This is a genomic window from Leptolyngbya sp. NK1-12 (assembly GCF_032598965.1).
Classification (GTDB): Bacteria; Cyanobacteriota; Cyanobacteriia; order Elainellales; family Elainellaceae; genus Elainella.
The window spans coordinates 1281399-1305117 of sequence record NZ_CP053586.1 but is presented as its reverse complement, the minus strand read 5'-3'; the positions used below and the strand labels follow the sequence as shown (position 1 = coordinate 1305117).

The 23719-nt window shown below is 51.5% G+C and carries 29 protein-coding genes; 13 read left to right on the top strand and 16 right to left on the bottom strand.

Annotated elements, in window-relative coordinates; all coding sequences use genetic code 11:
- Positions 1 to 4 precede the first annotated feature (4 nt).
- From truA to HJG54_RS05070, 6 genes are all read left to right on the top strand, one after another.
- Complete coding sequence (truA, locus tag HJG54_RS05095) at positions 5 to 895, top strand: tRNA pseudouridine(38-40) synthase TruA (RefSeq protein ID WP_316433743.1); 891 nt, start codon at positions 5 to 7, stop codon at positions 893 to 895.
- 45 nt (positions 896 to 940) lie between these two features.
- Positions 941 to 1396: a 50S ribosomal protein L13 gene (gene rplM, locus HJG54_RS05090; RefSeq protein WP_316433742.1), complete on the top strand. Its 456-nt coding sequence runs from the start codon at positions 941 to 943 to the stop codon at positions 1394 to 1396.
- Positions 1396 to 1809, top strand: a complete 414-nt coding sequence (gene rpsI / locus HJG54_RS05085) for a 30S ribosomal protein S9 (protein WP_036002379.1) — start codon at positions 1396 to 1398, stop codon at positions 1807 to 1809. The genes rplM and rpsI overlap by 1 nt, the downstream gene beginning before the upstream one ends.
- 49 nt (positions 1810 to 1858) lie before the next feature.
- Positions 1859 to 2092, top strand: coding sequence for a 50S ribosomal protein L31 (gene rpmE, locus HJG54_RS05080; RefSeq protein ID WP_036002378.1), 234 nt, complete (start codon positions 1859 to 1861; stop codon positions 2090 to 2092).
- A gap of 100 nt (positions 2093 to 2192) precedes the next feature.
- Positions 2193 to 3296 carry a peptide chain release factor 1 gene (prfA, locus tag HJG54_RS05075; protein WP_316433741.1) on the top strand — a complete coding sequence of 368 codons (1104 nt, stop codon included), beginning with the start codon at positions 2193 to 2195 and terminating at the stop codon, positions 3294 to 3296.
- Between the two features lie 125 nt (positions 3297 to 3421).
- The gene (locus tag HJG54_RS05070; RefSeq protein WP_316433739.1) at positions 3422 to 4717 is read left to right on the top strand and encodes a metallophosphoesterase family protein; all 1296 of its coding nucleotides are present in this window, start codon (positions 3422 to 3424) and stop codon (positions 4715 to 4717) included.
- 13 nt (positions 4718 to 4730) lie between these two features.
- Here the strand turns inward: HJG54_RS05070 and hemC are convergent, their stop codons facing one another.
- From hemC to HJG54_RS05040, 6 genes are all read right to left on the bottom strand, one after another.
- On the bottom strand, positions 4731 to 5693 hold the full coding sequence (hemC, locus tag HJG54_RS05065; protein ID WP_316433738.1) for a hydroxymethylbilane synthase: 963 nt from the start codon (positions 5691 to 5693) through the stop codon (positions 4731 to 4733).
- Positions 5694 to 5941: 248 nt separating this feature from the next.
- Entirely contained in the window at positions 5942 to 7315 is a 1374-nt protein-coding gene (locus tag HJG54_RS05060) for an HlyD family type I secretion periplasmic adaptor subunit (RefSeq protein WP_316433737.1), read from the bottom strand.
- Positions 7316 to 7463: 148 nt separating this feature from the next.
- On the bottom strand, positions 7464 to 7766 hold the full coding sequence (locus HJG54_RS05055) for an acylphosphatase (RefSeq protein WP_316433735.1): 303 nt from the start codon (positions 7764 to 7766) through the stop codon (positions 7464 to 7466).
- An 18-nt stretch (positions 7767 to 7784) separates the two neighbouring features.
- Positions 7785 to 8159 (bottom strand): hypothetical protein, encoded by a 375-nt coding sequence (locus tag HJG54_RS05050; protein ID WP_211622645.1) that lies wholly within the window; start codon positions 8157 to 8159, stop codon positions 7785 to 7787.
- A 36-nt stretch (positions 8160 to 8195) separates the two neighbouring features.
- Positions 8196 to 8378 (bottom strand): hypothetical protein, encoded by a 183-nt coding sequence (locus HJG54_RS05045; RefSeq protein ID WP_036002368.1) that lies wholly within the window; start codon positions 8376 to 8378, stop codon positions 8196 to 8198.
- Between the two features lie 92 nt (positions 8379 to 8470).
- Positions 8471 to 8659, bottom strand: coding sequence for a hypothetical protein (locus tag HJG54_RS05040; RefSeq protein ID WP_316433734.1), 189 nt, complete (start codon positions 8657 to 8659; stop codon positions 8471 to 8473).
- Positions 8660 to 9011: 352 nt separating this feature from the next.
- On the opposite strand from HJG54_RS05040, the gene HJG54_RS05035 reads away from it, so the two are divergent.
- From HJG54_RS05035 to HJG54_RS05025, 3 genes are all read left to right on the top strand, one after another.
- Positions 9012 to 9575, top strand: a complete 564-nt coding sequence (locus HJG54_RS05035; RefSeq protein ID WP_316433733.1) for an SRPBCC family protein — start codon at positions 9012 to 9014, stop codon at positions 9573 to 9575.
- 101 nt (positions 9576 to 9676) lie between these two features.
- A complete protein-coding gene (gene surE, locus HJG54_RS05030) occupies positions 9677 to 10372 on the top strand; it encodes a 5'/3'-nucleotidase SurE (protein ID WP_316433732.1) in 696 nt (231 codons plus the stop codon).
- Between the two features lie 96 nt (positions 10373 to 10468).
- Complete coding sequence (locus tag HJG54_RS05025; RefSeq protein ID WP_316433731.1) at positions 10469 to 11368, top strand: retropepsin-like aspartic protease family protein; 900 nt, start codon at positions 10469 to 10471, stop codon at positions 11366 to 11368.
- A 40-nt stretch (positions 11369 to 11408) separates the two neighbouring features.
- Here the strand turns inward: HJG54_RS05025 and HJG54_RS05020 are convergent, their stop codons facing one another.
- From HJG54_RS05020 to HJG54_RS05000, 5 genes are all read right to left on the bottom strand, one after another.
- Positions 11409 to 11885: a 2TM domain-containing protein gene (locus tag HJG54_RS05020; RefSeq protein ID WP_316433729.1), complete on the bottom strand. Its 477-nt coding sequence runs from the start codon at positions 11883 to 11885 to the stop codon at positions 11409 to 11411.
- 243 nt (positions 11886 to 12128) lie between these two features.
- Positions 12129 to 12521: a DUF4346 domain-containing protein gene (locus HJG54_RS05015; RefSeq protein WP_316433728.1), complete on the bottom strand. Its 393-nt coding sequence runs from the start codon at positions 12519 to 12521 to the stop codon at positions 12129 to 12131.
- A gap of 175 nt (positions 12522 to 12696) precedes the next feature.
- Positions 12697 to 13908: a hypothetical protein gene (locus tag HJG54_RS05010; RefSeq protein ID WP_316433727.1), complete on the bottom strand. Its 1212-nt coding sequence runs from the start codon at positions 13906 to 13908 to the stop codon at positions 12697 to 12699.
- Between the two features lie 183 nt (positions 13909 to 14091).
- Entirely contained in the window at positions 14092 to 15237 is a 1146-nt protein-coding gene (gene mraY, locus HJG54_RS05005) for a phospho-N-acetylmuramoyl-pentapeptide-transferase (protein ID WP_316433726.1), read from the bottom strand.
- Positions 15238 to 15402: 165 nt separating this feature from the next.
- The gene (locus tag HJG54_RS05000) at positions 15403 to 15636 is read right to left on the bottom strand and encodes a DUF3134 domain-containing protein (protein WP_316433725.1); all 234 of its coding nucleotides are present in this window, start codon (positions 15634 to 15636) and stop codon (positions 15403 to 15405) included.
- A gap of 387 nt (positions 15637 to 16023) precedes the next feature.
- On the opposite strand from HJG54_RS05000, the gene HJG54_RS04995 reads away from it, so the two are divergent.
- Genes HJG54_RS04995 through HJG54_RS04985 form a run of 3 tightly spaced genes read left to right on the top strand, consistent with a single transcriptional unit; the run spans position 16024 to position 17914 of the window.
- Positions 16024 to 16611, top strand: coding sequence for a PAP/fibrillin family protein (locus tag HJG54_RS04995; RefSeq protein ID WP_316433724.1), 588 nt, complete (start codon positions 16024 to 16026; stop codon positions 16609 to 16611).
- 26 nt (positions 16612 to 16637) lie between these two features.
- Positions 16638 to 17066 (top strand): VOC family protein, encoded by a 429-nt coding sequence (locus HJG54_RS04990; protein ID WP_316433722.1) that lies wholly within the window; start codon positions 16638 to 16640, stop codon positions 17064 to 17066.
- The gene (locus HJG54_RS04985) at positions 17063 to 17914 is read left to right on the top strand and encodes an ion transporter (RefSeq protein WP_316433721.1); all 852 of its coding nucleotides are present in this window, start codon (positions 17063 to 17065) and stop codon (positions 17912 to 17914) included. Before HJG54_RS04990 ends, HJG54_RS04985 begins: the two co-directional genes overlap by 4 nt.
- 24 nt (positions 17915 to 17938) lie before the next feature.
- On the opposite strand, the gene HJG54_RS04980 is transcribed toward HJG54_RS04985, so the two are convergent.
- The 3 genes from HJG54_RS04980 to HJG54_RS04970 form a co-directional block, all read right to left on the bottom strand.
- A complete protein-coding gene (locus HJG54_RS04980; RefSeq protein ID WP_316433720.1) occupies positions 17939 to 19852 on the bottom strand; it encodes an ABC transporter ATP-binding protein in 1914 nt (637 codons plus the stop codon).
- A gap of 227 nt (positions 19853 to 20079) precedes the next feature.
- The gene (locus tag HJG54_RS04975; protein WP_036002347.1) at positions 20080 to 20481 is read right to left on the bottom strand and encodes a hypothetical protein; all 402 of its coding nucleotides are present in this window, start codon (positions 20479 to 20481) and stop codon (positions 20080 to 20082) included.
- A 475-nt stretch (positions 20482 to 20956) separates the two neighbouring features.
- Positions 20957 to 21868, bottom strand: a complete 912-nt coding sequence (locus HJG54_RS04970) for an ROK family protein (protein ID WP_316433718.1) — start codon at positions 21866 to 21868, stop codon at positions 20957 to 20959.
- A gap of 195 nt (positions 21869 to 22063) precedes the next feature.
- Between HJG54_RS04970 and HJG54_RS04965 the strand changes: the two genes are divergently transcribed.
- Entirely contained in the window at positions 22064 to 22792 is a 729-nt protein-coding gene (locus HJG54_RS04965; RefSeq protein WP_316433717.1) for an HAD family hydrolase, read from the top strand.
- A 410-nt stretch (positions 22793 to 23202) separates the two neighbouring features.
- On the opposite strand, the gene HJG54_RS04960 is transcribed toward HJG54_RS04965, so the two are convergent.
- Positions 23203 to 23460, bottom strand: a complete 258-nt coding sequence (locus HJG54_RS04960) for a hypothetical protein (RefSeq protein WP_316433716.1) — start codon at positions 23458 to 23460, stop codon at positions 23203 to 23205.
- Positions 23447 to 23719, bottom strand: coding sequence for a BrnT family toxin (locus HJG54_RS04955; RefSeq protein ID WP_316433714.1), 273 nt, complete (start codon positions 23717 to 23719; stop codon positions 23447 to 23449). Before HJG54_RS04955 ends, HJG54_RS04960 begins: the two co-directional genes overlap by 14 nt.

The following is a 23719-nucleotide window of genomic DNA, read 5'->3' as shown; positions in this document are numbered from 1 at the left end:
GATTATGTCTGTCAGTTTGTTATCAATGTCGTCTGGTTTGGATAAGGGGCACTCTTCATCCAAGCCGACTCAGCGAGTGGCCCTGGTGATTCAATATCTGGGCACTCATTTTCATGGCTGGCAGCGGCAACCTCAACATCGTTCTGTGCAGGAAGAGATCGAGCGGACGATTGCGTCTGTGTTGGATCATCCGGTAACGCTGCATGGGGCCGGCCGTACCGATGCAGGAGTTCATGCCGCCGCGCAGGTGGCTCACTTTGAGGCTCCCAGCCATATCCCTGCCCACCGTTGGGCCAGCATCCTCAACAGTCGTCTGCCGAACGATATTTTGATTCGAGGCTCAGCTCCGGTAGAGCAAACTTGGCATGCTCGCTTTTCGGCCTGTTGGCGGCGCTATCGATACACTATCTACACCGATGCTCGCCCAAACTTATTTGTGCGGCCCTTTACCTGGCACTATTACCTTGCGCCGTTAGAGGCGTCCTTGATGCAGGCAGCCTTGGAGCCGTTGTTGGGGCGGCAGCATTTGGCCGCGTTCCACCGGGCTGGTTCGAGTCGCGCTCATTCGTGGGTGGATGTTCAGGCCGCTGAGTGTATCCGTCGAGGTCCGTTCATCCAAATCGAGCTGCAGGCCAGCGGCTTTTTGTATGGCATGGTGCGGTTGCTAGTCGGTATGCTAGTTGAGGTGGGTCGCGGAGATCGCTCGCCTGCGGAGTTTACAGAACTCTGGCAACAGCAGCGGCGGGATCTCGTCAAATATGCCGCACCACCTCAAGGGTTGTGTCTGCTGCGAGTGGGTTATCCTGAGTTTCCCTTCTCACCGGAAATTTGGTTTGACACGCAGCCGCAGTTGACCTTGCCATCGATGGCTGAACCCGTTTCCTGCTTTGGTTGAACCTCCCGGACTTTTGATTATCTTGCAAAGAACAACTGACGAATCATGAACAAGACCTATCTTCCTCCAATCGATACGATCGAACGCAACTGGTATGTTGTGGATGCCGCTGATCAGCGCCTAGGGCGTCTGGCTAGCGAGATCGCGATGGTGCTGCGCGGCAAGAATAAGCCCAGTTACACTCCCCACCTGGATACGGGTGATTTTGTGATTGTGGTCAACGCAGACAAAGTGGTCGTGACTGGCAAAAAGAGCAGCCAAAAGCTGTATCGCCGGCACTCTAGTCGGCCTGGTGGTATGAAAACCGAGACGTTCAACCAGCTCCAAGCTCGTTTGCCGGAGCGGATCGTGGAGCAAGCGGTGAAGGGCATGCTGCCGAAAAACACCTTGGGGCGTCAATTGTTTACCAAGCTCAAGGTCTATGCGGGTCCCGATCATCCCCATCAAGCTCAAAAACCTGAAGTTCTAGAGATTAAGACTATTCCTGGAGGCGATAAGTAATGCAAGCGACTGAGAGAAGCGAGCGCGTTATGTACTGGGGCACTGGGAGGCGGAAGTCTGCCGTAGCGCGTGTGCGGCTAGTTCCTGGCAGCGGCCAACTGACGATCAACGGCAAACCTGGCGATCTATATCTACAGTTCAATCCGGGCTACCTCGCGGTTACAAAGGCTCCTTTGGAAACGCTAGGATTAGAGAGCGAGTACGATATTCTGGTCAATGTGCGCGGCGGTGGCTTAACCGGGCAGGCGGATTCGATTCGGTTAGGCGTGGCACGGGCGCTCTGTCAGCTCGATCCCGATAACCGCAAGCCGTTGAAGGTCGAAGGCTACCTGACCCGCGACCCACGGGCCAAAGAGCGTAAGAAGTATGGTTTGCACAAGGCTCGTAAGGCACCTCAGTACTCGAAGCGTTAAGGCTGATGCCAAGCGGTCTAGTTCATTTCAATTAGGTTGGTAGAGAATTATGGCAAAAGATATTCACCCCCAGTGGTACCCAGAGGCAAAAGTATACTGCAATGGCGAAGTCGTGATGACGGTCGGCTCCACCAAGCCAGAGCTGCATGTTGACGTCTGGTCCGGAAATCACCCCTTCTTCACGGGTACGCAAAAGATTATTGACACTGAAGGTCGAGTCGAGCGCTTCTTGCGTAAGTACGGTATGACGGACAGTCAGTCTGGCGACGCCAAGAAGAAATAGCGATTGTCACTTGCTTGTTAACGTGCAGTCAGTGGTTTCGCTTGACTGCTTTTGCTGTTTTCAAATGTGACATTCCAGTTCGTATCAGTTGGCGGTTCCTATGGCTGAAGCTTATTTATTGGACAAACTTAGATCCGTTGAGCAAACCTTCAACGAGTTGACGCGACGTTTGGCGGATCCAGATGTAGCGACCGATCCGACTGAGTTTCAGCGGCTAGCCAAGGCTCGTTCTTCGCTAGAGGAAACCGTTGACACCTACGAAACCTGGAAGAAAGCACAGCAGGGACTGGAAGAAGCGCGCCAAATTGCCAAAGACGCTAGCGCTGACCCCGAACTGAAGGAGTTGGCCAGTCTAGAAATTGAGGAACTAGAGGCCCAAATCGAAACCCTAGAGAACCGGCTGAAGGTATTACTGCTACCCCGCGACCCAAACGACGAAAAAAACATCATGCTGGAAATTCGGGCTGGTACTGGCGGCGATGAAGCAAGTATCTGGGCTGGCGATCTGGTGCGGATGTATTCCCGTTATGCCGAGAGTCAGGGTTGGCGGGTGAAGCTGGTGAGTGAATCCCTCGGCGATATGGGTGGCTTCAAAGAAGCGATTTTGGAAATTCAAGGGGATCAGGTTTACAGCAAACTCAAGTTCGAGGCCGGTGTGCATCGCGTGCAGCGAGTTCCGGTGACGGAAGCGGGTGGTCGGGTGCATACCTCGACAGCAACGGTGGCCGTGATGCCGGAAGTCGATGAGGTCGATGTCGAGATTGATCCGAAGGATGTGGAGATTACTACCGCTCGATCGGGTGGAGCGGGTGGTCAGAACGTCAACAAGGTGGAAACGGCGGTCGATTTGTTTCATAAACCCACAGGCATTCGTGTCTTTTGTACCGAAGAGCGGTCCCAACTGCAAAACCGCGAGCGGGCGATGCAAATTCTGCGGGCCAAACTCTATGAAATGAAGCTACGGGAACAGCAGGAAGCCGTCACTTCAATGCGGCGTTCTCAGGTGGGTACAGGTGCGCGCTCAGAAAAAATCCGCACCTACAACTACAAAGATAATCGCGTGACCGACCACCGCTTGGGCCAGAACTTCACGTTGAACCCGGTGTTGGAGGGTGATTTAGAATCGGTGATTCAGTCTTGTATTTCTCAAGACCAACAGGAGCGACTGGAAGAACTGGCAGCATCCACTACAGCTGCGGTCTGATAAGCCCCCTCCGCCAACGTCTTTTTCAGAATTGCTCACAAGCACTCATTAAAAACATTTGTTTACCCTCTGGACGCTAGACTGATTCGAGCATAGAATGAGTCAGTTCATCTGTACTTGTGTCTATGCCTCGCTTTCTCCATCTGGCTGACGTTCATCTGGGCTTTGACCGCTACGATTGCAAAGAGCGGACGCAGGATTTTTTCTATGCCTTCAATGACGCGATCGAGAAATACGCGATTGCAGAGCGGGTAGACTTTGTCCTGATTGCCGGTGATTTATTTGAGCATCGCAACATTCAGCCCGCGACTTTAAATCAGGCGCAGTACTGTTTGCAGGAATTGCAGAAAGCCGGTATTCCTGTGCTGGCGATTGAGGGGAATCACGACAACCGTCCCTACGGTACCAAAACCAACTGGTTGCGCTATCTGGCCGACTGGGGATTGCTGATTCTGCTGGAACCGGGTGATGCCACTGCTGAGGAATCGTTTTATAGTCCGTGGAATGGGCGCTCTGGTGCCTATATCGATCTAGATTGCGGAGTGCGAGTCTTGGGATCGAGTTGGTACGGAACTTCAGCACCCAAAGCAATCGAGCAGATTGTTGCCGCAATGGGCAAACTACCTCCGAGTGCTGGGCCAACGATTCTGATGTTCCACCACGGCCTAGAAGGACAGATCGCGCGCTATCAAGGTGCGCTCAGATATGCTGATGTCTTGCCCCTGAAACAAGCGGGGGTTGATTATTTGGCATTGGGGCATATTCACAAGAGCTATAGCTTAGAAAACTGGATCTTCAACCCTGGCTCCATCGAAGCTAACAGCGTGGAGGAAGCCAGCTACCAGCGGGGAGTTTATCTGGTAGAAATCAACGAAACTGGCATTCAGGCCGAGCTGAAACAGGATTATTACCAGCGGGACGTTGTGCGGTTAAAGCTCTCAACCAATGGACAAGAGTCAGTCGAAGAACTAGAGCAGCAGGCGATTGCCCAAGTCCAGCAGGCGATTCAGCAAAACCGCTTGCGTCCAGCCGATGCTCCGATTGTGGAACTGCGCATTGATGGTCAGGTCGGCTTTGATCGGTTAGAACTTGATACCCGCCGCTTGCAGCAACAGCTCCAGCAGCTCAGCAATGCCCTGATCTTTCTGCTCAAATATGAAGTTGATTCGCTTGCCTATGCCTCCCACCTAACCGAAGATGCCAGCCGGCTTCAGATCGAGCGAGAGGTGTTTTTGGATCTGCTGACGGCGAACAACTCCTACAAAAAGCGAGCCGCCGAGTTAGCAGACGGACTAATCGCCCTCAAGGAACAGCAGCTCGAAGGGCGATCAGAAGCAGAGCTATATCGATTTGTGCGGGATATGGTCTTGCCAGAGCGGCTGTACTCAGTTGATGCCCTGGAGAGCGAGGAGCTGAGCTGAGCGTGAACGTGAATTAAGATCCCCGCTGGATCTCAGTAAAGATCGCCTCCAGGATTTCCGTTGCTCCTTGCTGGCGGAGATTATGAGCCAGTTGTATTCCTAGTGCCTCGGCCTCGGTTGCTGCTCCAGAGATGCTGTCTTTAACCATCTGCTGTCCATCCAGGCTGGCGACCATGCCGGTCAGCGTCAGCGTATTGCCTTCGATGGTTGTGTTGACGCCAATCGGCACCTGGCAACCGCCTTCTAGTTCGCGCAGAAACGACCGCTCAGCATAGCAACGGTAGGCAGTGGGCTGATGTTCTAATGCCTTTAGCAACTCCAGAATTTCGCTGTCTTCCGCGCGGCACTCGATGCCCAACGCACCCTGACCGACGGCATGAAGCGACACTTCCGGCGGCAAAACCTGATGAATTCGCTCTGCCATTCCCAGCCGCCGCAACCCGGCCACCGCCAAAATAATCGCGTCAAACTCGCCTGCGTCTAGCTTTTGTAATCGAGTATTTAAGTTGCCGCGAATATCCTTAAACGCCAGATGCGGGTAATGGTGCTGCAACTGAGCTAAGCGACGCAACGAGGAGGTGCCCACCACAGCACCTTCGGGCAGGGTATCGATTTGCTTATCTTGATGGCGAGCATGCACCACGAGCGCATCGGCAGGATCTTCCCGTTCCGTAACGCAGCCAAGCATCAATCCTTCCGGGAGCCGAGTCGGCAGATCCTTGAGCGAATGCACCGCAAAGTCAATCTCGCCTTGCAACATGCCGATTTCCAACTCTTTGGTGAATAAGCCTTTGTCACCAATCTTGGCGAGCGCCACATCCAGAATTTTGTCACCCTGGGTGCTCATCGTATGAACTTCAAATTTACGATCTGCGAATCGTTGCTGAAGTTCGGCTTGCACCCAATGAGTTTGCACAAGAGCCAGTTGACTTTTGCGGGAGCCAATCCGAATTGAACGAGGAGGACTAGAAACCATTTGTGAAGCGTGATCTAAAAATGCAAAATGATGTTAACGCGACCAAAATTAAACAATCGGGAAACATGCAGGCTAATTTAGTTCGTATTACTGTCTAGTGAAGTAACTAGAGAATTGAAATATTGAGTTGAATTAGGTATCCTACCCATTCAGGCTGCATGTCAAGCTAATTTTGACCATCTAACCAGCTTACCGCAGTCTGGGAACCGAAGGTGCAAGAGATTGATGGAAGAAGATTGCTATTGGCATTATCGAGTCGTGAAGGCTTCGCTAAAGCGGCGAGTAATTGGTTCGAGCAGGAAGGTGAGAACTGACCGCTGCCGAGTCACAATTTCTGCCGTAGCGGCCATACCCGGCGTCAGTTCGACCGGCTGACCGTTGACAATAATGTCCTTGCGCTTCAGCTTTACTTTTGTCTCAAATACTGGGCCTAGTTCCCGATCGATCGTGGCGTTGGGGCTGATCTGTACCACTTCACCCTCGATGGTGCCAAACTCTTGAAATGGAAAGGTGGCCAGCTTCACCTTGGCCCGCATACCGTTGCTAATAAAACCGATATCGCGGTTAAGTACCTTGACTTCTAGCAATAAATCCTCGTCATCCGGCAGAATCGACAGCAACTCCTGCCCCGGTGCAACTGCACGCTCGCCTAGCGTGGTTTGGACATCGTAAACCTTTCCAGACACCGGTGCCGTGATTGTCTGGCCTTCAGTTCTGAGGCGGGCCTGAGTCAGTTGGCCTTCGATGTTAGCTAGCTCCTCTTGGCGCTGTTTCAGTTGACTGAGAATTTCGCTCTGCCGTTCGGAGCCTAGCCGATTCGTCGTTTGTTGAGCTGCCTGATACGCTTGCTCTGCTTGCAAAATTGCCTGCCGCTGAGCTGCGATCTCCTGCTGCAACGAATTGACCCGATCTTCAGCCTCCGTCAATCGATCTTTCGCTTCTAGATAATCAAAGCGTGGAATTGCCCCATCGACCAGTTTACGCAGACTGGCTTCTCGCTCTTGAGCATTTTTTAACGCGGTGCGAGCATTGGCCAGATTGCCTTCCAGTTTGGCGAATTGGGCCTTGGCTTCAGCGATCACAGCCCGCTGGCGTTGGGCATCGGCAGTGGCAGCCGCTTGACGGGTATCAAACTCGCGCAGCCGAGCTGTCAAAAGCTGATCTTGCAAAGCCGTTCCTGTTTTCGTTTGGCCTTCACTTTCCGCCTTCAGCCGGGCCATGTCCTGCCGCACCGCAACCGCAATTTTTTCGAGCCGATCCACTTCTGCCTGATTCAGAGCCGGATCCTGCACCAACAGCACATCGCCTTTTTTAATTTGGTCTCCTTCCTGGACGCGAATTTCACTGATAATGCCCCCCTCTAGAGCACGCACGGGCCGTACCTGAGCTGAGGGAATCAGTTCACCCTGAGCCGTTGCCACTTCATCCACTTTGCTAAAATGCGCCCAGCCAATTGCGCCAAATACGAGCATTGACAGGGTTCCAGCTAGCAGCCGGGTGTAGAGGGGCGGCAGTTCGCGCACCGCCTTGCCCAGTTCATAAGACAAATAATCTTCTGGGCTAACAAACTGTTGGCGGGTTTGGCGAGCTTGAGCGGATGAGGTGTCTTGGGAGGACTGCATAGCAATTCAGGTTGGGAAGGGGTAGGAGCTTAGCTTTAGGTTTAGATCTCCTCTATTCTGCCCATATTTTCTCTCAACTGGGTTGGACTGTAATTTCTATGGTTAGTTTGGATATCTAATCAGTAACCGGGCAAAAAACGAGGACATGTTACCACCTTACGGAACTAATCACCTCAAACTCTTGCAGTCCTTCAGGAGTTTCGTAGTTTACATCTACAGCAGTGACTTTGGCAGCGGGCGGGCCTTGATGGCACCAGCGGAGCATTTCGTCGATTTGTGCCTGTGTCCCTTCAAACACGGCTTCCACTCGTCCGTCTCGCAGGTTGCGCACCCAGCCGCTGAGTTTCAGCAATTGGGCCATATCCCAGGTAGAAGCCCGATAGCCCACGCCCTGCACCCGACCTGAGATGATCGCATGGGCGCGGATCCGATCAGAAGGCGGTTGATTCATAGGAACTTTCCAGTCAACCTAGAGTTTTTCTTGCAGCGGTTTACAAAAATCGTCGATACCGGTTTTGGCAACATAGAGTACCACCGGAGTGGCCAGAACCGTTGGAATGTTGGTTTCCTGAGCCAGAAGATTAATCGCACTGCTAACAGTTCCAGCTTGAATCGCTTCCTTGATCCCCGTCTGGCAGAGAAAAACCCGCCATCGTTTTGCCACTCCGTCTAGCCACTGTTCGGTGCGATCGGGTTCCTGCCCTACCTGGAGGGCTAAGGCAATGGCGGCATCTTCCAGATCTCCCTCGCAGTCTTCGATCATATTGAGCGCCCGCAGCGCTACTTCGTTATCGGCTAGTTGGGAACGATATTGGTCAATTTCTTCGGAAGAGAGGGTGATCATAGTGCTCGCATTTGCCAATCTTTAGCTCAGTTTGCCTTATCGACGGGTTCCCATCAAGCCATTCACCACACCCGTGCCAATGCACAGCAAGATCAGCAGCCAGATGATGCCCCCTGGCAAAAAGGTCAAAATCCCAATCCCGCGTAGGATCCATACGGCAGCCGTCAAGCCGAGGGCAAACAGAAAAAGCTGCGTGGTGGGTCGCATGGATTTAAGCATAAACCTACCTACCATTTAGATTGAATTAGATTGAATTAGATTGCATAACAGAACTCACGGTGGGGATTTGCGCTGAAACTGGAATAGAACCCCTATCGGTTGCGCAGAGCCGACAAAATGCCGACGCCAATTGCCAGCAGCACTAGCGCATAAATCGCCGTTCGGGGAATGTCGGTTAGGAAGCCAAACGCTTGCAGCAGCAATACCAGTGCCATGATCACCAACAAAATACCAGCAACATACAAGAAAATTCGGATACCAAGATTGGGAGACTGCCTCACCTAACCCTCCTATCAACTCCTGTCAACAGCAAATGGCAAACCTAGCTTTTAGCAGACCTATTCTTACACGGACTTGTAGCTCGTGGGACGGAAAGTTCGCCAGCAAAGAAATTTTTTAGATCTTCACATCAACCCCAAAAAGTTAGCTTGTATCTTCAGCCATTAGGAACTACAACTAAGGGCAGTGAAGTTACATTTCTAGATACTAGTAGGATGAATTTAATTTCCCAGTTGACGACAGGCAGTTGAGTGAGTTGAGGCACCCTAGTTGAAGACAATGGCGAGGCGGATTTAGAAAGATTTAGAGCTTGATAGCCGCGAGTCGCAATTTTTTAGATATAGCGAGTAACGTATGACCTTAGCGCTTGTTGAACCTGCGATCGATCTTGGATGGGATACCGCTCACCAGACGGCTTTGTTGCGTGGAGAGATCCTGCTTCAAACCCGATCCCACTCGGCCTGGGGCGGAGCTGTTACAGCGCAAATGTATTTGCCACTAGAGCGGTCGCAGGTCTGGCAGCAGTTGATCGATTATCCACGCTGGGTGCAATATTTTCCCAGTTTAACCCACAGCCAAATTATCTCTAGCCATGATGGCTCTCGTAGCTACAAGCGGCTTTACCAGGTTGCGGGCAAAACGTTTCTTTGCTTCACAGCTCAGGTAGAAATTTATCTCAAAGCCTTTGAAACGATCCAGCCCCGCTGGCATCAAATTCAATTTCAGTTAGAAAAAGGCAGCTTTCACGATTTTTCGGCGCTCCTCAAACTGCATGATCATCAAGCCGGTACACTTCTGACTTACTCTGTCCAAGCAACTCCTTCCCTTCCAATTCCCACCCAGATTATTCAAGAAGGCATTCGGCTCGACCTGCCGACCAACATGCGCTCAATGCGGCGAGTGATCTGCCGCCAGTAGTTTCAGTTCCGTTTCATTCATAATGATGATGGGTTGGCATTTAGTTCCGTCAGCATAGCGAAGGCAATGCTTAGCTTGTTTGATAATTGGACGATCTCTAGATGACGTTCATCTTGACGAATGACGATGGAATTGATGCGCCTGGGCTACGAGCACTCCAGCAAGCGGTTGGGGGGCAGGGAATTGTTGTTGCGCCGCTCCAGCATCACTCAGGCTGTAGTCATCAGGTGACGACTGCTCGCCTGATTCGGGTTGAGCAGCGTTCGAATTATGAATATGCTGTCGATGGCACACCCGTGGATTGTATTCGGATTGCCTTGAGCCAGATCTGCCCTGATGCCACGTTAGTCCTATCGGGAATCAACGCAGGCGGCAATTTGGGCGCGGATATTCACATTTCTGGGACGGTGGCCGCCGTTCGAGAAGCTGCTCTGTATCGAGTGCCGGGGATTGCTATTTCTCACTACATTCACCAAAGGCGAGCGATTGATTGGCAGCGGGCTGCCAACTGGGCATCCCTGGTGATCGACAAGCTGAGGCACCAATCCTCTCCAGCAGGCAGGTTTTGGAACGTTAATTTGCCCCATCCGGATGGTTCGGTGACTGAGGTGGATATTGTTTTCTGCCCCTTGTGCACCCAACCCCTACCGGCAGTTTATCAAGCGCTAGAGTCGGGAACGTTAAAATATGCCGGGGAGTATGGCAAACGGGCACGCGATCCAGGCTCCGATGTTGATGTGTGTTTCTCTGGCAATATTGCGGTCACGCAAGTGCAACTCTGGAACCACCGGGAGTGAACCCAATGGTCCAGGCTTAATTGTTCAGTCTGAGTGGGTTCGCAGTAGTCGCGTTGACAAGGCGTCTTTTGCTGAAATTCTTGAGAGAGTGCTGTTATGCCTAAACCATATCAATCGAGTGTCGCCTTGATTGGATTGGCGAGTCTACTAGTTTCTACCAGCGCCTGTAGCAATAGTCCGGAGCTGTCCGCTGAATCATCCCTGCCGCCACCAACTGCCCCAGCAGTTCAACCAGATCCGGCTACCCCAGCTAAAGCATCAACCTCTAAGATTGATCCATTTCGATTGGCCATTGACCGGGCATCGAGTGCCTATACCATCAGCAAATCGGCCCAATCGCGCGATGACTGGAAACTGGTCGCGAATCGCTGGCGGCAGGCGATTGAACTAATGAAATCGGTTCCGGCTGCAAGTCCCCATCATGCTCAGGTGCGGCAAAAGCTAGCCGACTACCAAAAGAATTTGGCCTATGCGCAACAACAGGCCAATCGGCCAACTGCTCCTAACCCGACTGGAGTGATTATTTTGCCTCCACGGGTACCCCAGAAGCAACCAACTGCTGTATCTGCACCCATTGCGGCTGCCGTTCCCCAAGTCGCTATTCCTGCTCCAGTTAGCAGCAATCGAGTGTTTTACGCACCAATTGTGCGCCGAGAGGGAAACACGCCTGTGATCCGGGTTCTGTTTAACAATGAGCAGCCATTTGACATGATTGTGGATACCGGAGCCAGCGGCACATTAATTACTCGCAAAATGGCGGACAGTTTGGGCGTAGTGCCAATTGCCCAGGCCACGGTTGATACGGCTAGTCAAAAAGGAGTGGCCTTTCCGGTTGGGTATGTCCAGTCGATGGAGGTAGAGGGTGCCGTCGCTCGTGATGTATTGGTGGCGGTGGCTGGGCCGGAACTCGATATAGGACTGCTTGGGCATGATTTCTTCGGCCACTATGATGTGACAATTCGCGCCTACGAAGTTGAATTCCGCGAGCGTTCTTGATCACGAGCAATAGATTGGTCATTGCGTCCCTAAATCGCCATCAGACGCCCAAACAGCGATTGACGAGGCTTGTGACCGTCTGTTTCAACCGCTGCCGTTGCCGCCATTGCTGAAACGCCTGGTTATAATCGTCTTCGCTCAAGAAATAGGTCTTCCAGGCTGAGAGGGCCAAGCTGACCCCGCCCACAAACACCGGAAATAGCCAGAACTGCCCACCAAATAACAGGTAGAGGGCCAAAAAGAACCCTGCAAAAATCAAATGCTTCACCGCCTGCGACCGAAACCGTCCTTGCCGCACTCGATCGAAAGCTTGTCGTTCCGCCTGTTTACCTTGATGCGCTAACCATTCCTGTTCAGCAGCCAGAATATCGGCTGGGGCAATATTCAGCTCAGCAGCAATTTCAAACAGTTGGGTGCGGGTTAGCTCACCGGCTTCTGCCTGTCGTGCAATCGCCAGATTCAGAATTTGCTGCGCGTCTTCAGAGCGGTAGTAGGTTTCGTGAGGTGTGGTAGTCATGGTTGCATAGCGGAAGTTCTAGCTGAACAGCGGTGACCAAACAAATTGCCCTATCAAGCAAAACAGGGAAAATTTGCCAAACAGCTCTCTCTTCGTTATAAGCAAATTTTGGCAGTTTGAGTAAATCATGGAGTAGGGATTTCCTCCCTGCGCTTTATTCTGGCTTCCAGTCTGGTTGAGGGCTGATGTAGTGTCTTAAGTGTCTTAACTAGTGACTTGATACTAGTGACTTAATTGTGTGTCCTAGTCCTGCACATAGTCCTGACCATTCAGTAGCGCTATTTCCGCCCGGACAAATTCTCGTCCCAAATAGGCGGCGTGGTCTAGATAGGTGATCGGGCAGGGTTGGGTTTCTTCAAAAATCTTGATGCAAAGTTCCTTAGCCGTGCGGCCTGTAAAAACCGCCGTTGGTACCCGCTCTACTTTGACATTGCAGGGTAGCGGCTCTCCAGTTTCTGGATCACAGGCTAGCCCTTGGTCGTTGATCACATTGGTGTAGTGCTTGGCGCAAATTAACTGGGCTTCCCGATCCACAAAGATGACGAAGTAGCCGGCGGGGTCAAGGTCAATGAAGCGATTCGATAATTTATTGTCTAAAGCTGCTCGTTCTTCAGCCAGGGAATTGGTGGTTAACATAGCTTATGCAAATCAGGTTAAGGGGAAACTACGGTTCTGGAATTGAGTGTTCTGTAATCGAAGTTTGCTGCCGTCCTTGATCCAGTTTATCCCCCAGAATTCTTCTCGATCAGGCTTGATGATCAAGTCTGGATAAAATCAATCTCAATAAAGTCGTCTGACAATCTCTGCAAGCTCAAGGTGATGGATTGGCACTAGAGCGGGAAGTCGGAGCAGAGCCAACAATATGCCAAGGAATCGTGCGGTCAGCAGCGAGCTGAAAGGCTACAGCCCGTGCTCCGTGACGATTGATGTGGCTAGGATCGGCAAAATAGTGATTTTTGACCAGCTCTGGATGTTGGCTGAGATCGCGGAACATAAAGCGCTCGCGGGCTGCTAATCGCCACATATGCTGCTGAAACTCAGTTTCGTAATTCCGCCGCACTGTATCAGCCAGGTAATCGCGGGTGAGAGGCAAGTTAACGAAGACTAGCGTAATCCCCTGCTGACGAGCAAAGTTGGCCAGGGATACCGTTGCATCAGTCTGATCGCCTCGGAGGTTGAAGTTGTAGTAGTTGTTGTCGTACCGGCCTGAAACTCGCGGGTAGCGTCGATAGTAGCTGCTGGGATCATACTGCTCGGTTACGGTTTGGAATCCTTGTAGGGTTAGATCGGGAGCAACTGGCGTTTCGTTGGCTGCTGCCACAGACTCCGCCAGAGACTTGTTTGCTGTGGTCACGAAGGTAGGAATCTCCCAATCGGTGGTGCGAGATGGAATTGGACGTTCACCCTGCTGCACTCGCTGGTAGCCAGGAGATGCCACAATTTGGCTGTAGGTCCGGTCTGGCCGACCGCTATTGAAGGCCCGCGAGCCATCGCCCCAGATCACCAGACGCGGCAACTGCTCAGGAGTCAAAATATCTTGCATCAGCAGATTCATCACCTGGGCTGTGGCACCATTGATGCCAAAGTTATACACCTTTAGCCCCGGATGGCCTTGAGCAGCCAAAGCTTCTTCTAACGCTGCCGGATCAATACCCTGAAGGGAACGAGAACTGCCGATGATCAGAACATCGGGTTTGCCGTGGGTGCGCAGGTACTGTAAATAAAGCTGCAGCTCTTGGTCGAGTCGTTCGCTGTCGAAGGAGGGAAAATTGTAGGGGGGCAGCAGCAACTCCGGCAGTGCCATGGGCGGCAGCGGTAGGATCAGGTCCGATAGGCGAGAAGAGTAGCCGTTAGCCCGATCGTCGTCAACGCCTGATGCCGATTGATTAGCAGAACGCGGCTCAGCGGCAGTAGAAGTCCTTTGTGAGGGTGTATTCTGCTTGGCTTCTGGAAGAGCAACTGTTTTTAGCCCATAGGCTAATGCCAACAAAACGCCCGGTAACAGCAATCCTTTGGATACCATGTTTGACTACCTGGTTTGTCTACCTGCATTCGCGGTGCAAACGACTTAATCTGACGTTTTGTTAAGTCAGGTAGTCTTACCCTATCGCTAAAAATGAGGCAAGGTCAACTGCCCCGCCTCAAGCAAAGATTTTGCCAGCTATCGATTGGGTTCAATTTGGCGAACCTGTAGGGAACTGCACTGCTAGACACACAGCAGCAAACCGATCAGTGCCAATACAGCCGAAATCAGGTAGAAGCGCGAAACCACCTGAGTCTCAGTCCAGCCGGTCAGCTCAAAGTGATGGTGCAAAGGAGCCATTTTGAACAAGCGCTTGCCGATTCCATTGGTATCTTTGGTGGCCTTATAGTAGCCAACCTGCGCAATCACCGATAGGGTTTCAGCCAGAAATAGCCCGCTCAGAATCAACAGACCGAACAACGAGTGACTAAGCAGCGCCACGGCAGCCAAGGCTCCACCCAAAGCTAGAGAGCCGGTATCGCCCATGAACACTCGCGCCGGATTGTAGTTGTGCGCTAGAAACCCAAGGCAGCCACCGCTCATGCAGGCACAAAAGACCATCAGCTCTGGAGCCGTGGGAGCCACTAACGCACCCAATCCCAGCAGCGCAATTGCACCCGTGCCGCCCGCTAATCCATCCAAACCATCGGTGAGATTCGTAGCATTACTCTCGGCAACCAGAACAAACCAGGCCAGCGGCAAAAACAGCAAGCCCAGCGAAAGCGTCATCCCAAACGGGAAAACGATCGTAGATACATCCGCCGGTTGACTCCAAAGCAGCCAGCCGCAAAACAACCCACCGAAGAGAACTTGTAGGGCCAGTTTCAGCTTCGGGGAAATGCCTTTGTTAGACTTGCGCCGCAAAATTTGCCAGTCATCCAACCAGCCAATTCCGGCATAGGCCAACGTCAGAGCCGATACAGCTACCACATTGGGCGCAAACCCGGTCCAGAACAGAGCCACTACTACCGCCGCAGGGACAAAGAAGATCCCACCCATGGTTGGGGTGCCGGCCTTCTTCAAATGCGCTTGCGGGCCGTCTTGGCGAATCACCTGACCTGCTTTTAGATCGCGCAGCAGGGGGACAACCCACAGTCCTAGCATGCCGGCCACCAAGGCAGTTACAACCAAAGGCAGAGTCAACCCAAAACCGGAAGCCAGCGAGCGGCCAGCAATCCAGTCCAGAATCAAAGCGGTCGTTGTCAGTCCTGCACCCAGTGTTAAAAACAGACGATATCCAGACAGTCCGATGGATTTGATAGATTTTTGGGAAATAATCGGTGTCTTTCTGTCCGGTGTTATCTTGGCATCCACAATTTCAGATTTCACTCCACACCACACACTACAAAGCCTACCAGCCTAATTTCAGGAAATCAAAGTTTTTCTTTGCAAATCCAAACTAGTGCTGGAATCATGCCACAGAATTTTCAAAATGGATCACCGAATGATTACCTGAATTTTCTGGAATTCCAAATTCTTAATTACAACCGCAGCTTACTCTTCCAAGTCGAGGGAATCGTCATCATCATCGAGATCAAAGGTGGCATCGTCACCGGACATCAGCTCGCTGATCTCTTCTTCATCTTCGGAGAAGTCAAAATCGGAAACATCGCGAGACAGCAGGCGTCCGGTTCCCTCTAGCCAATCTAAGATAGAAGCATCTTGCTGTAAAGGAATTGGTGCAGCGGGTTGGTTGCGAGGAACCTCGTGTAGAGCAGGATTATGCATAGTTAACAGCGTGGTTAGTTTGGATCAGCTAATGGTAGCAAACATGGAGATCGAGCGGCTGGCCACGCGAATTCACTGAATCGCCAGCGGACCAACCAAAAACCCTCGATACTACTAGCTTAAATCCTACTTGATGTCAACACCAAGCGTTTGGTGAAACAATTTGAAATATTTGGCTGAATCGGACTGACTTAGTCGCAATCATTTTGATTTAACTTGACGATCACCGACGACCGATTTGGTCTAGATCTGGTTTTAGATCTCAAAGTTTAGATTTTAAAGATGTCTGGCTCTGGTCAACCATGCGGCTGGCGGACCTAGCCACCCGCCTCGACGGGCAGTTTGAACCGATCTCTGGTCACTCAGTTTTCATCTGAAGAGGGCATTATGCTTGGTAAATCTACATTACTGGAAGCGATTGCGGGTAAAAATCGGGGCCTGTTGGCAACCGAGTCGGAGCAACTGGCTATCCTCTCTGCAATTGCCCAATTAGAAGACCGCAACCCTACCCCCCAGCCGCTAGAAGCGGTCGATAAGCTGAACGGCAACTGGCGATTGATCTACACCACCAGCCAGGGACTGCTGCGGATTGATCAGTTTCCATTCCTAAAACTGGGCCAGATCTATCAATGCATTCGAGCTAGAACTGCCACACTTTACAATATTGCCGAGGTCTATGGTTTACCCTATCTGGAAGGGTTAGTCAGCGTGGCCGCGAGGTTTGACCCCGTATCAGAAAAGCGAGTTAACGTTAGCTTTGAACGCTCGATTATTGGCTTGCAGCGACTGGTTGACTATCGTTCACCCGACCACTTTATTCAACGGATTGAAGCAGGCCAAAAATTTCCGGCGATTGATTTCAACATCACGGCTCGCGAGCAGCGCGGCTGGCTAGAAATTACCTATCTAGATGATGATCTGCGAATTGGCAGAGGCAACGAGGGTAATGTATTTGTTTTAACGAAGGCAGTTTGATCCGGTAAATGAGCAGGGCTATGACAATGCAAACCCTCTTTCATCTGGCGTTTCCCGTTGCCGACATTGCGACAGCTAAAGAGTACTATGGCAACGGGCTAGGTTGTGCCGTAGGGCGAGAAAATGCCAAATCGGTGATTCTGAATCTATATGGTCATCAGCTAGTAGCCCATCTCACCGATCAGCTGTTGACTCCGCAACCGGGGATCTATCCACGCCATTTTGGTCTGGTTTTTCTAGCCGAAGCGGATTGGGAAGCGTTATTAGAACGGGCGCAGCGAAAAGGCTTGAAGTTTTACCAATCGCCAAAGTATCGGTTCACGGGGTCGCCGTTAGAGCATCGCACTTTCTTTTTAGAAGATCCGTTTCACAATTTGATGGAATTCAAATACTACACTCATCCATCGGCCATTTTTGGCGAAGTGGAATTTGTCCAAATCGGGGATCGGGAATGACGCAATCAGCCTATCAGAATTGGCAGCAAAAAGTCAGGTTTTACTTTGAAGATATTGAAACGCCGGTTGGCAAAGCCATCAACCTGATGATCACAGGTATGGTGCTGCTATCGTCTGCCATTTTTGTGGCTGAAACCTATTCAATTCCGGCCTCAGTCAAGGCGGTTTTGGCGATTCTAAATGATCTGATTCTGGTGGTTTTTACGATCGAGTATATTCTGCGGTTTTGGAGTGCCGAGGACAAACTGCGCTTTGTTTTCAATCCCTATTCGCTGATTGATCTGGTGGCGATTCTGCCGTTTCTGTTTACGGCGCTGGATATTCGCTTTATTCGGATTTTTCGTTGGTTTCGGATTCTGCGCTTGATTCGATTTTTTGAAGGACGAACAATTTTTGGCTATGTCACCCGTCAAGATAGCGCTATTTTTGCCCGAATTTTATTCACCATTTTCACGATTATTTTTATCTATTCGGGTTTGATTTACCAGGTTGAACATCCGATTAATTCCAGTCGGTTTACCACGTTTTTAGATGCGATTTATTTCTCGGTCGCGACGATGACCACCGTGGGCTATGGCGACATTACGCCGGTTTCCCAAGTCGGTCGGCTGCTGGCAGTGCTGATGATTTTGACCGGGATCGCGTTGATTCCCTGGCAGGTGGGCGAGTTGATCAAGCAGCTCATCAAGACCTCGAATCAGGTGGAAACACTCTGCTCAAACTGTGGGCTAGAAACCCACGATGCCGATGCCCGCTACTGCAAAATTTGCGGCTGGCAATTGTCGAAAGTGGGCAATGCCTGCGAACTGCCGACCGTGAGCCGGGTCACAGTCAATAACAGTAAGTAGCGCAAATCTAACAGCGATGAGGCTCTAGCTGACGACAAACCCGCGCTGCAACTGCCGATTGCGAATCGCTTCTAGATTGCCGGTAGGAATCGATGCAATCAGCTGACGAGTGTATGCCTGCTGCGGCTGTCGGTACACCTGCTCAGCCAAACCAATTTCTTCGATTTTGCCGCCGTTCATCACGATGATGCGGTCGCTCATAAATTTGACGACACTCAAATCATGGGAAATGAAAATATAGGTGAGATTTAGCTCATTCTGTAATTCCTTCAGCAAATTCAGCACCTGCGCCTGCACCGACACATCCAACGCCGACACCGACTCATCGCAGATGATGAACTTAGGATTGAGGGCCAGGGCACGGGCAATACAAATCCGCTGCCGCTGACCGCCGGAAAACTCATGGGGATAGCGCTGACTGCACCCTGGATCGATACCGACGCGATCCAATAGATAGGACATGCGCTGCAACCGCTCGCGGGCATTGCCAACTCCATGAATTTTCAACGGTTCCATTACAGCTTCCCCAATCGTGATGCGTGGATCGAGCGAGCTGTAGGGGTCTTGAAAGATGATTTGCATCTCGCGTCGGAGCTGGCGGAGCTGTTTGGGGTTGAGATCAGTGATATCCCGATCTTCAAAACTGATGCGTCCGCTGATCTCTTTGATCAGCCGCAACAGGGTCCGCGCCAGGGTGGTTTTACCGCAGCCCGACTCGCCCACTAATCCCAACGTTTCGCCTGGGTACACATCAAACGAAACGCCGCTGACCGCCATTAGATAGCGCTGAGTCCGCCCAAACGTGCCGCGTACCGGAAAGCCTACCTGTAAGTCCCGTACCGACAAAATCGGGGTTTGCTGCATCAAGTTGCTACAGCGTTGGCCAGCATCCTGACTGCTGACCTCGGTATTGACGCGCAAAGCCTGCTCGACGCTCAGCGGTTTCTCCTGAATAATTGGCTGTCCGTCTGGGTCAATTGTCACTTCCATGAAGTCGGCAACCGTGGGCAATTGCTTCATCCGGTGATCAAGCCGGGGACGGCAGGCGAGTAACCCTTTGGTATAGGGATGCTGGGGATTGGCAAAAATCTTCCACACTGAATCGGATTCCACAATCTTGCCGCGATACATCACTGCCACCTGATCAGCAATTTCGGCAACGATGCCCAAATCATGAGTAATGAACATAATCGCCATACCGCGCCGGTCGCGCAGTTCCCGCAGCAGATCGAGGATCCGCGCCTGGACAGTGACATCCAGGGCGGTAGTTGGCTCATCAGCAATCAGCAAAACAGGATTGCAGCAAATCGCTATCGCGATCATGACTCGCTGAATTTGGCCGCCCGACAGCTCGTGGGGGTAGCGGTCCAGCATGGCCTGCTTTTGCCGATTCACCTGCTGGGCTACTTCCCGATTCGAGAGCTTCGCAGGATTTTGCTTGTGCCATTCCTGTAAACACCGCTGTTCGAGTTCCTCGTCGCTGGGCAATAGTTTGACTTCTTGCAGCAAACTAATCGCTTGACGGCGAGCTTCCGCAGGGGCGATGTCGGGGCAATGCTGCCGAATCGCTTCAATGATTTGATAACCACAGGTGTAAACCGGATTCAGCGAACTCAACGGCTCCTGAAAAATCATCGAGATTTTGCCGCCCCGGTATGGCCGCAGTTGCTCTTTGCTGAGACGCAACAAATCAACCGGCTGGCTATCTGCTGTTTCCTGAAACCAGATCTCACCGCCGGTCACCTGACCGGGTGGATTTGGCACCAAGCCCATTACCGATAAAGCCGTTACTGATTTGCCCGAACCCGATTCCCCTACAATCCCAATCGTCTGGCCCCGTTTGACTTCAAAGGAAATGCCGTCAACTGCTCGAACCGGGAATTGATTGGTTTGAAACTGCACTTGCAGATTGCGAACGGCAAGGATAGTGTCACTCATGGGATCAGGACAAACCAGTAACTCTTTGATTGATTAGCTGGATCTTAACAGCGTCCAGTCCAGAATTGTTGTAACTGATCTGGCAGGAGTCAGGCTTCGTTCGTGGAACGCGCTCCGCGAGCGACGGTGAGACTTCGGCGTGAGCACTGCCCCTATGGGGCCAGAAAAATCAGTCGAGCGCTCAGTCGAGCGCTCAGCCGAACCGGAGTCAGCAGTCAGAGCTGCAATTATTCTGGAATGATCGACAGCGTGTAGGGTTGTCCGCCCTGAATTTGATTACCGACGTAGACCGAATAGGTTCCCGGTTGCCATACGCCCGGTACCTCAATATTGCCGCCGGCTGAGCCATCTGCCATGACGCAACGTTCAACCGGACCGGTGATCCAGAGCGTGGGTTGGCCTTGGCTTTGGACTTTGAAGCGTAGGGGAGTAGGTTGATTCACCACAATCACTTGGGTGGGTGAGCCAGTGTTAAAGCCACACTGACTTTGATTTTGCCCAGAACTGCCCGATACGGTCACGGCTGAAGCGAGGGGAGTTTGCACCGTGTCGGCAGCAGCAACCGTGGTGATGGCTAATGTGGCAGCAAGCGCAGTGGGTATGAGCACCCAATCAATGGATCGTTTCATAGTGCTCCTCCTTCAGGCAGGGGTATATGCTGAAGCTAATGAAATTCTGAATGAAAGGCTGATAGAAACGTGTGCCAAAGGCTGTCAATTGGTAGAATGTATCACCCCTTACCATTGCATCCTAGCGCTTACGAGAAACCCTGGAACAGGGGAACTGTGACAGTTTTACAACTGATGGGTTAAAAAAGTTTTGAGTTTTGAGTTTTGAGTTGTGGGGGTAGGTACAAAAGTTTTGAGTTTTGAGTTTTGAGTTTTGAGTTTTGGGGTAGGTACAAAAGTTTTGAGGTTTAAGGTTTGGCTTCTGGTGAGACTTCGACTAAGCTCAGGTCAACGCCTGTGGGGCCAAAAAAATCAGTCGAACGCTCAGTCGAACCGAGTTTCGAGTGGTAGTGGCGTAGCAAGCCATTTACGTTGTCGGCTACCAGTGTTCTGAATTGACCCTGATAACTCAAAACTCAAAACTCAAAACTCAAAACTAAAGCTTCCCCGCCTTCTGCCATGCCAACTTTGCGGCTCCCACCATGCCAGCTTGATTGCCGAGTTCGGCTTTTAGCAACTGAAGTTTGGAGCGAGAGCTGGGCAGTACCCGCCGCTCTAATTCTTGCCACACCGTCGGAAAGAAAAACTCGGCGCTGGCACTGACTCCGCCACCGATAATGATGGCTTCTGGGGTCAGCACGTACACTAAACTGGCTAAACCGGCACCTAGATCCCGCCCATAGGCTTGCCAAAACGCCAGGGCTTCTGGATCGCCTGCTCTGGCTCTCGCGCCTAGTTGATCGGGTTCTAGTCCGGTGCGTTGCCGAATTGCCCGAACCGAGGTGTATTGTTCTAGCGAACCGTTATTGCCGCTGTTACATGCAGGGCCATCGGGGTTGAGGGTAATCAATCCCAGTTCTCCCGCCGATCCGTCATGGCCGGTAAACAGCTTGCCGTCTAGAATCACGGCACCGCCGACGCCCGTACCCAGGGTGAGCAAAATCAGGTGCTGAAAATGGCGACCTGCACCGAGCCAATATTCTCCCATGCCGGCACAGTTGGCATCATTGGCGAGCACGGTGGGTTTGCCGGTTTTCGCTTCTAACCAATCGGCCAGTGGAATATCACGCCAACCCGTTAAGTTAATCGCCACTCGTGCAATTCGACCGGCTGCATCTGCCGGACCTGGAGTTCCAACGCCGATGGCCACGGTTTTACCCTCTGGGTCAATTTGTGCAATCGCGGCTATCATTGCTGCCAGCACCGCTTCTGGATAGGCGGGTTGGGGCGTGGCCACGCTGAGCGACTGCAAGCAATTCCCCTCTGCATCGAACCGGCCCAGTTTGATGGCACTACCGCCCAAATCAATCCCAATTACTTCTTCGCAAGAATGATCCGCTACCGTCATATTGCCTTCTATACCTTCTGTCTGTAACCTGATTTATCGGTAATTTAGAATACCTTCAACCATAATCCGAATTCAGCTCCATCGCGCGTTGAGTACAGTGAGGGGCAACAGACCAGCAGAAAGGCGTGATATAAAACGATATAATCCTCGCAGATTCAGGATTAGCAGTTGCGGTACGCGAAGACTCGATAATCTATGGTTTTGAAAGCGGTTCTGTTTGATTTCAATGGCGTGATTATCAACGACGAGCCGCTGCACCAGAGGTTGCTAGAGCAGATTTTAATCGAAGAAAACTTGCGGCCCAAATCAGAGGAGTTTCGGGAAGTCTGTTTGGGCCGCAGCGATCGAGTTTGTCTGACGGAACTGCTAGCGCGGCGGGGGCGAGTTGTCACTGATGAGTATCTGAATAACCTGATTGCCCGAAAATCGCGGGCCTATGCCGAACAGTTGGCTAATCTGGAAACGCTACCCAGCTATGCCGGACTGACCGATCTGATTTTTCAAATCCGAGCTGCCCAGTTGCCGATGGCGGTGGTGAGCGGAGCTGTGCGGTCTGAAATTGAGCTAGTGTTAACCCGGCTAGAGTTGGCCCCATATTTCTCGATAATTGTGGCCGGCGATGACATCCGAGTCAGCAAACCCGATCCAACCGGCTACTTGCTCGCAGTCGAGCGGTTAAATCAGCGTGATCCGGGACTGAATCTCAAACCATCCGAGTGTTTGGCGATCGAAGATACGCCAGCGGGAATTCAAGCCGCTAAAGCTGCCGGAATGCAGGTGGTGGGTGTAGCCAATTCCTACCCGTTTCACATGATGCAGCGACAGGCAAACTGGGCTGTGGATTACTTGTCAGATTTAGAGTTTGAGCGGGTGCGGCAGGTGTTTGCGGGAGAGAAACCGCTAGTAAAAAGCGTGGAGGGGTAGGGGAACTAAGTTTTGAGTTTTGAGTTTTGAGTTTTGAGTTTTGAAATCAACTCGATTGATCAGCTTGACCAACTCGATACGGTTGGTGTGTAACGGCATTGTCAGACCGTACCTCACGGATCGTCTTGGTTGGAAATCTTGCAAATCCTGGTTGAAGTACAAGCTGTTGAACAGGAGGAAAGAACCTAATGATTGCTGAAATGGAGAAAACCACTCCAATCGGAATGGGTCTTCAGTCTCCCAATTTTTGAGAATGAACCAGTTGATTGAGTCCAAACGAGTGACCTGTTAGCAACGACCAAAAAATAACAACGCAGATGGGGTTGCCCAAAACCTGAACTCAAAACCTAGTCGGTCTAACGGCAAAGTTGTGCAGCGGCAGAGAACATCGAACTCAGCACCAATGGCTATCAATCGTCTGCTGCATTTGACTTGTCAGCCTGTGCCGTTGGAGCGATCGCCTGATTATCCCGCATCACTCTGATCAAGAATCGTAGCGCCTCATTAACTGCATCAGCACTAGGAAACATCTCTGCAACATCAGGTTCTAACCTTACAGTAGTTCCACCAAAACTTTTTCTTCCAGAGCCTAACCTTCTGACCCGAAGACTCTTGAAGTCATATTCTGCCCGTAAATCATCTTCCATCTCTGACTTATCCCTCTTCATAGGTTTCTCGCTCGGTTTGTGTCACTTGTCTTGCACTAATAAGGCGGATTGAATCACCCCTTTCGGTATACGACACAATCAACAATCGTCCTCGGCTTGATTGTCCAACGAGAAGATAACGCTCCTCGTTTTCAGAGTGGTCTGGATCGTAGAAATCAACATAGAGAGGATCATCAAAAACAGTTTTTGCTTCCTCAAATGAGACTCCATGCTTTGATAGATTGCGCTCTGCCTTGTTTTCATCCCAGTCAAACTGCAT

What these genes read in the sequence shown, in the direction of transcription:
- truA (WP_316433743.1), top strand. Translation starts at nt 5, where the DNA reads ATGTCTGTCAGTTTGTTATCAATGTCGTCTGGTTTGGATAAGGGGCAC.
- rplM (WP_316433742.1), top strand. Translation starts at nt 941, where the DNA reads ATGAACAAGACCTATCTTCCTCCAATCGATACGATCGAACGCAACTGG.
- rpsI (WP_036002379.1), top strand. Translation starts at nt 1,396, where the DNA reads ATGCAAGCGACTGAGAGAAGCGAGCGCGTTATGTACTGGGGCACTGGG.
- rpmE (WP_036002378.1), top strand. Translation starts at nt 1,859, where the DNA reads ATGGCAAAAGATATTCACCCCCAGTGGTACCCAGAGGCAAAAGTATAC.
- prfA (WP_316433741.1), top strand. Translation starts at nt 2,193, where the DNA reads ATGGCTGAAGCTTATTTATTGGACAAACTTAGATCCGTTGAGCAAACC.
- HJG54_RS05070 (WP_316433739.1), top strand. Translation starts at nt 3,422, where the DNA reads ATGCCTCGCTTTCTCCATCTGGCTGACGTTCATCTGGGCTTTGACCGC.
- hemC (WP_316433738.1), bottom strand. Translation starts at nt 5,693, where the DNA reads ATGGTTTCTAGTCCTCCTCGTTCAATTCGGATTGGCTCCCGCAAAAGT.
- HJG54_RS05060 (WP_316433737.1), bottom strand. Translation starts at nt 7,315, where the DNA reads ATGCAGTCCTCCCAAGACACCTCATCCGCTCAAGCTCGCCAAACCCGC.
- HJG54_RS05055 (WP_316433735.1), bottom strand. Translation starts at nt 7,766, where the DNA reads ATGAATCAACCGCCTTCTGATCGGATCCGCGCCCATGCGATCATCTCA.
- HJG54_RS05050 (WP_211622645.1), bottom strand. Translation starts at nt 8,159, where the DNA reads ATGATCACCCTCTCTTCCGAAGAAATTGACCAATATCGTTCCCAACTA.
- HJG54_RS05045 (WP_036002368.1), bottom strand. Translation starts at nt 8,378, where the DNA reads ATGCTTAAATCCATGCGACCCACCACGCAGCTTTTTCTGTTTGCCCTC.
- HJG54_RS05035 (WP_316433733.1), top strand. Translation starts at nt 9,012, where the DNA reads ATGACCTTAGCGCTTGTTGAACCTGCGATCGATCTTGGATGGGATACC.
- surE (WP_316433732.1), top strand. Translation starts at nt 9,677, where the DNA reads ATGACGTTCATCTTGACGAATGACGATGGAATTGATGCGCCTGGGCTA.
- HJG54_RS05025 (WP_316433731.1), top strand. Translation starts at nt 10,469, where the DNA reads ATGCCTAAACCATATCAATCGAGTGTCGCCTTGATTGGATTGGCGAGT.
- HJG54_RS05020 (WP_316433729.1), bottom strand. Translation starts at nt 11,885, where the DNA reads ATGACTACCACACCTCACGAAACCTACTACCGCTCTGAAGACGCGCAG.
- HJG54_RS05015 (WP_316433728.1), bottom strand. Translation starts at nt 12,521, where the DNA reads ATGTTAACCACCAATTCCCTGGCTGAAGAACGAGCAGCTTTAGACAAT.
- HJG54_RS05010 (WP_316433727.1), bottom strand. Translation starts at nt 13,908, where the DNA reads ATGGTATCCAAAGGATTGCTGTTACCGGGCGTTTTGTTGGCATTAGCC.
- HJG54_RS05000 (WP_316433725.1), bottom strand. Translation starts at nt 15,636, where the DNA reads ATGCATAATCCTGCTCTACACGAGGTTCCTCGCAACCAACCCGCTGCA.
- HJG54_RS04995 (WP_316433724.1), top strand. Translation starts at nt 16,024, where the DNA reads ATGCTTGGTAAATCTACATTACTGGAAGCGATTGCGGGTAAAAATCGG.
- HJG54_RS04990 (WP_316433722.1), top strand. Translation starts at nt 16,638, where the DNA reads ATGCAAACCCTCTTTCATCTGGCGTTTCCCGTTGCCGACATTGCGACA.
- HJG54_RS04985 (WP_316433721.1), top strand. Translation starts at nt 17,063, where the DNA reads ATGACGCAATCAGCCTATCAGAATTGGCAGCAAAAAGTCAGGTTTTAC.
- HJG54_RS04980 (WP_316433720.1), bottom strand. Translation starts at nt 19,852, where the DNA reads ATGAGTGACACTATCCTTGCCGTTCGCAATCTGCAAGTGCAGTTTCAA.
- HJG54_RS04975 (WP_036002347.1), bottom strand. Translation starts at nt 20,481, where the DNA reads ATGAAACGATCCATTGATTGGGTGCTCATACCCACTGCGCTTGCTGCC.
- HJG54_RS04970 (WP_316433718.1), bottom strand. Translation starts at nt 21,868, where the DNA reads ATGACGGTAGCGGATCATTCTTGCGAAGAAGTAATTGGGATTGATTTG.
- HJG54_RS04965 (WP_316433717.1), top strand. Translation starts at nt 22,064, where the DNA reads ATGGTTTTGAAAGCGGTTCTGTTTGATTTCAATGGCGTGATTATCAAC.
- HJG54_RS04960 (WP_316433716.1), bottom strand. Translation starts at nt 23,460, where the DNA reads ATGAAGAGGGATAAGTCAGAGATGGAAGATGATTTACGGGCAGAATAT.
- HJG54_RS04955 (WP_316433714.1), bottom strand. Translation starts at nt 23,719, where the DNA reads ATGCAGTTTGACTGGGATGAAAACAAGGCAGAGCGCAATCTATCAAAG.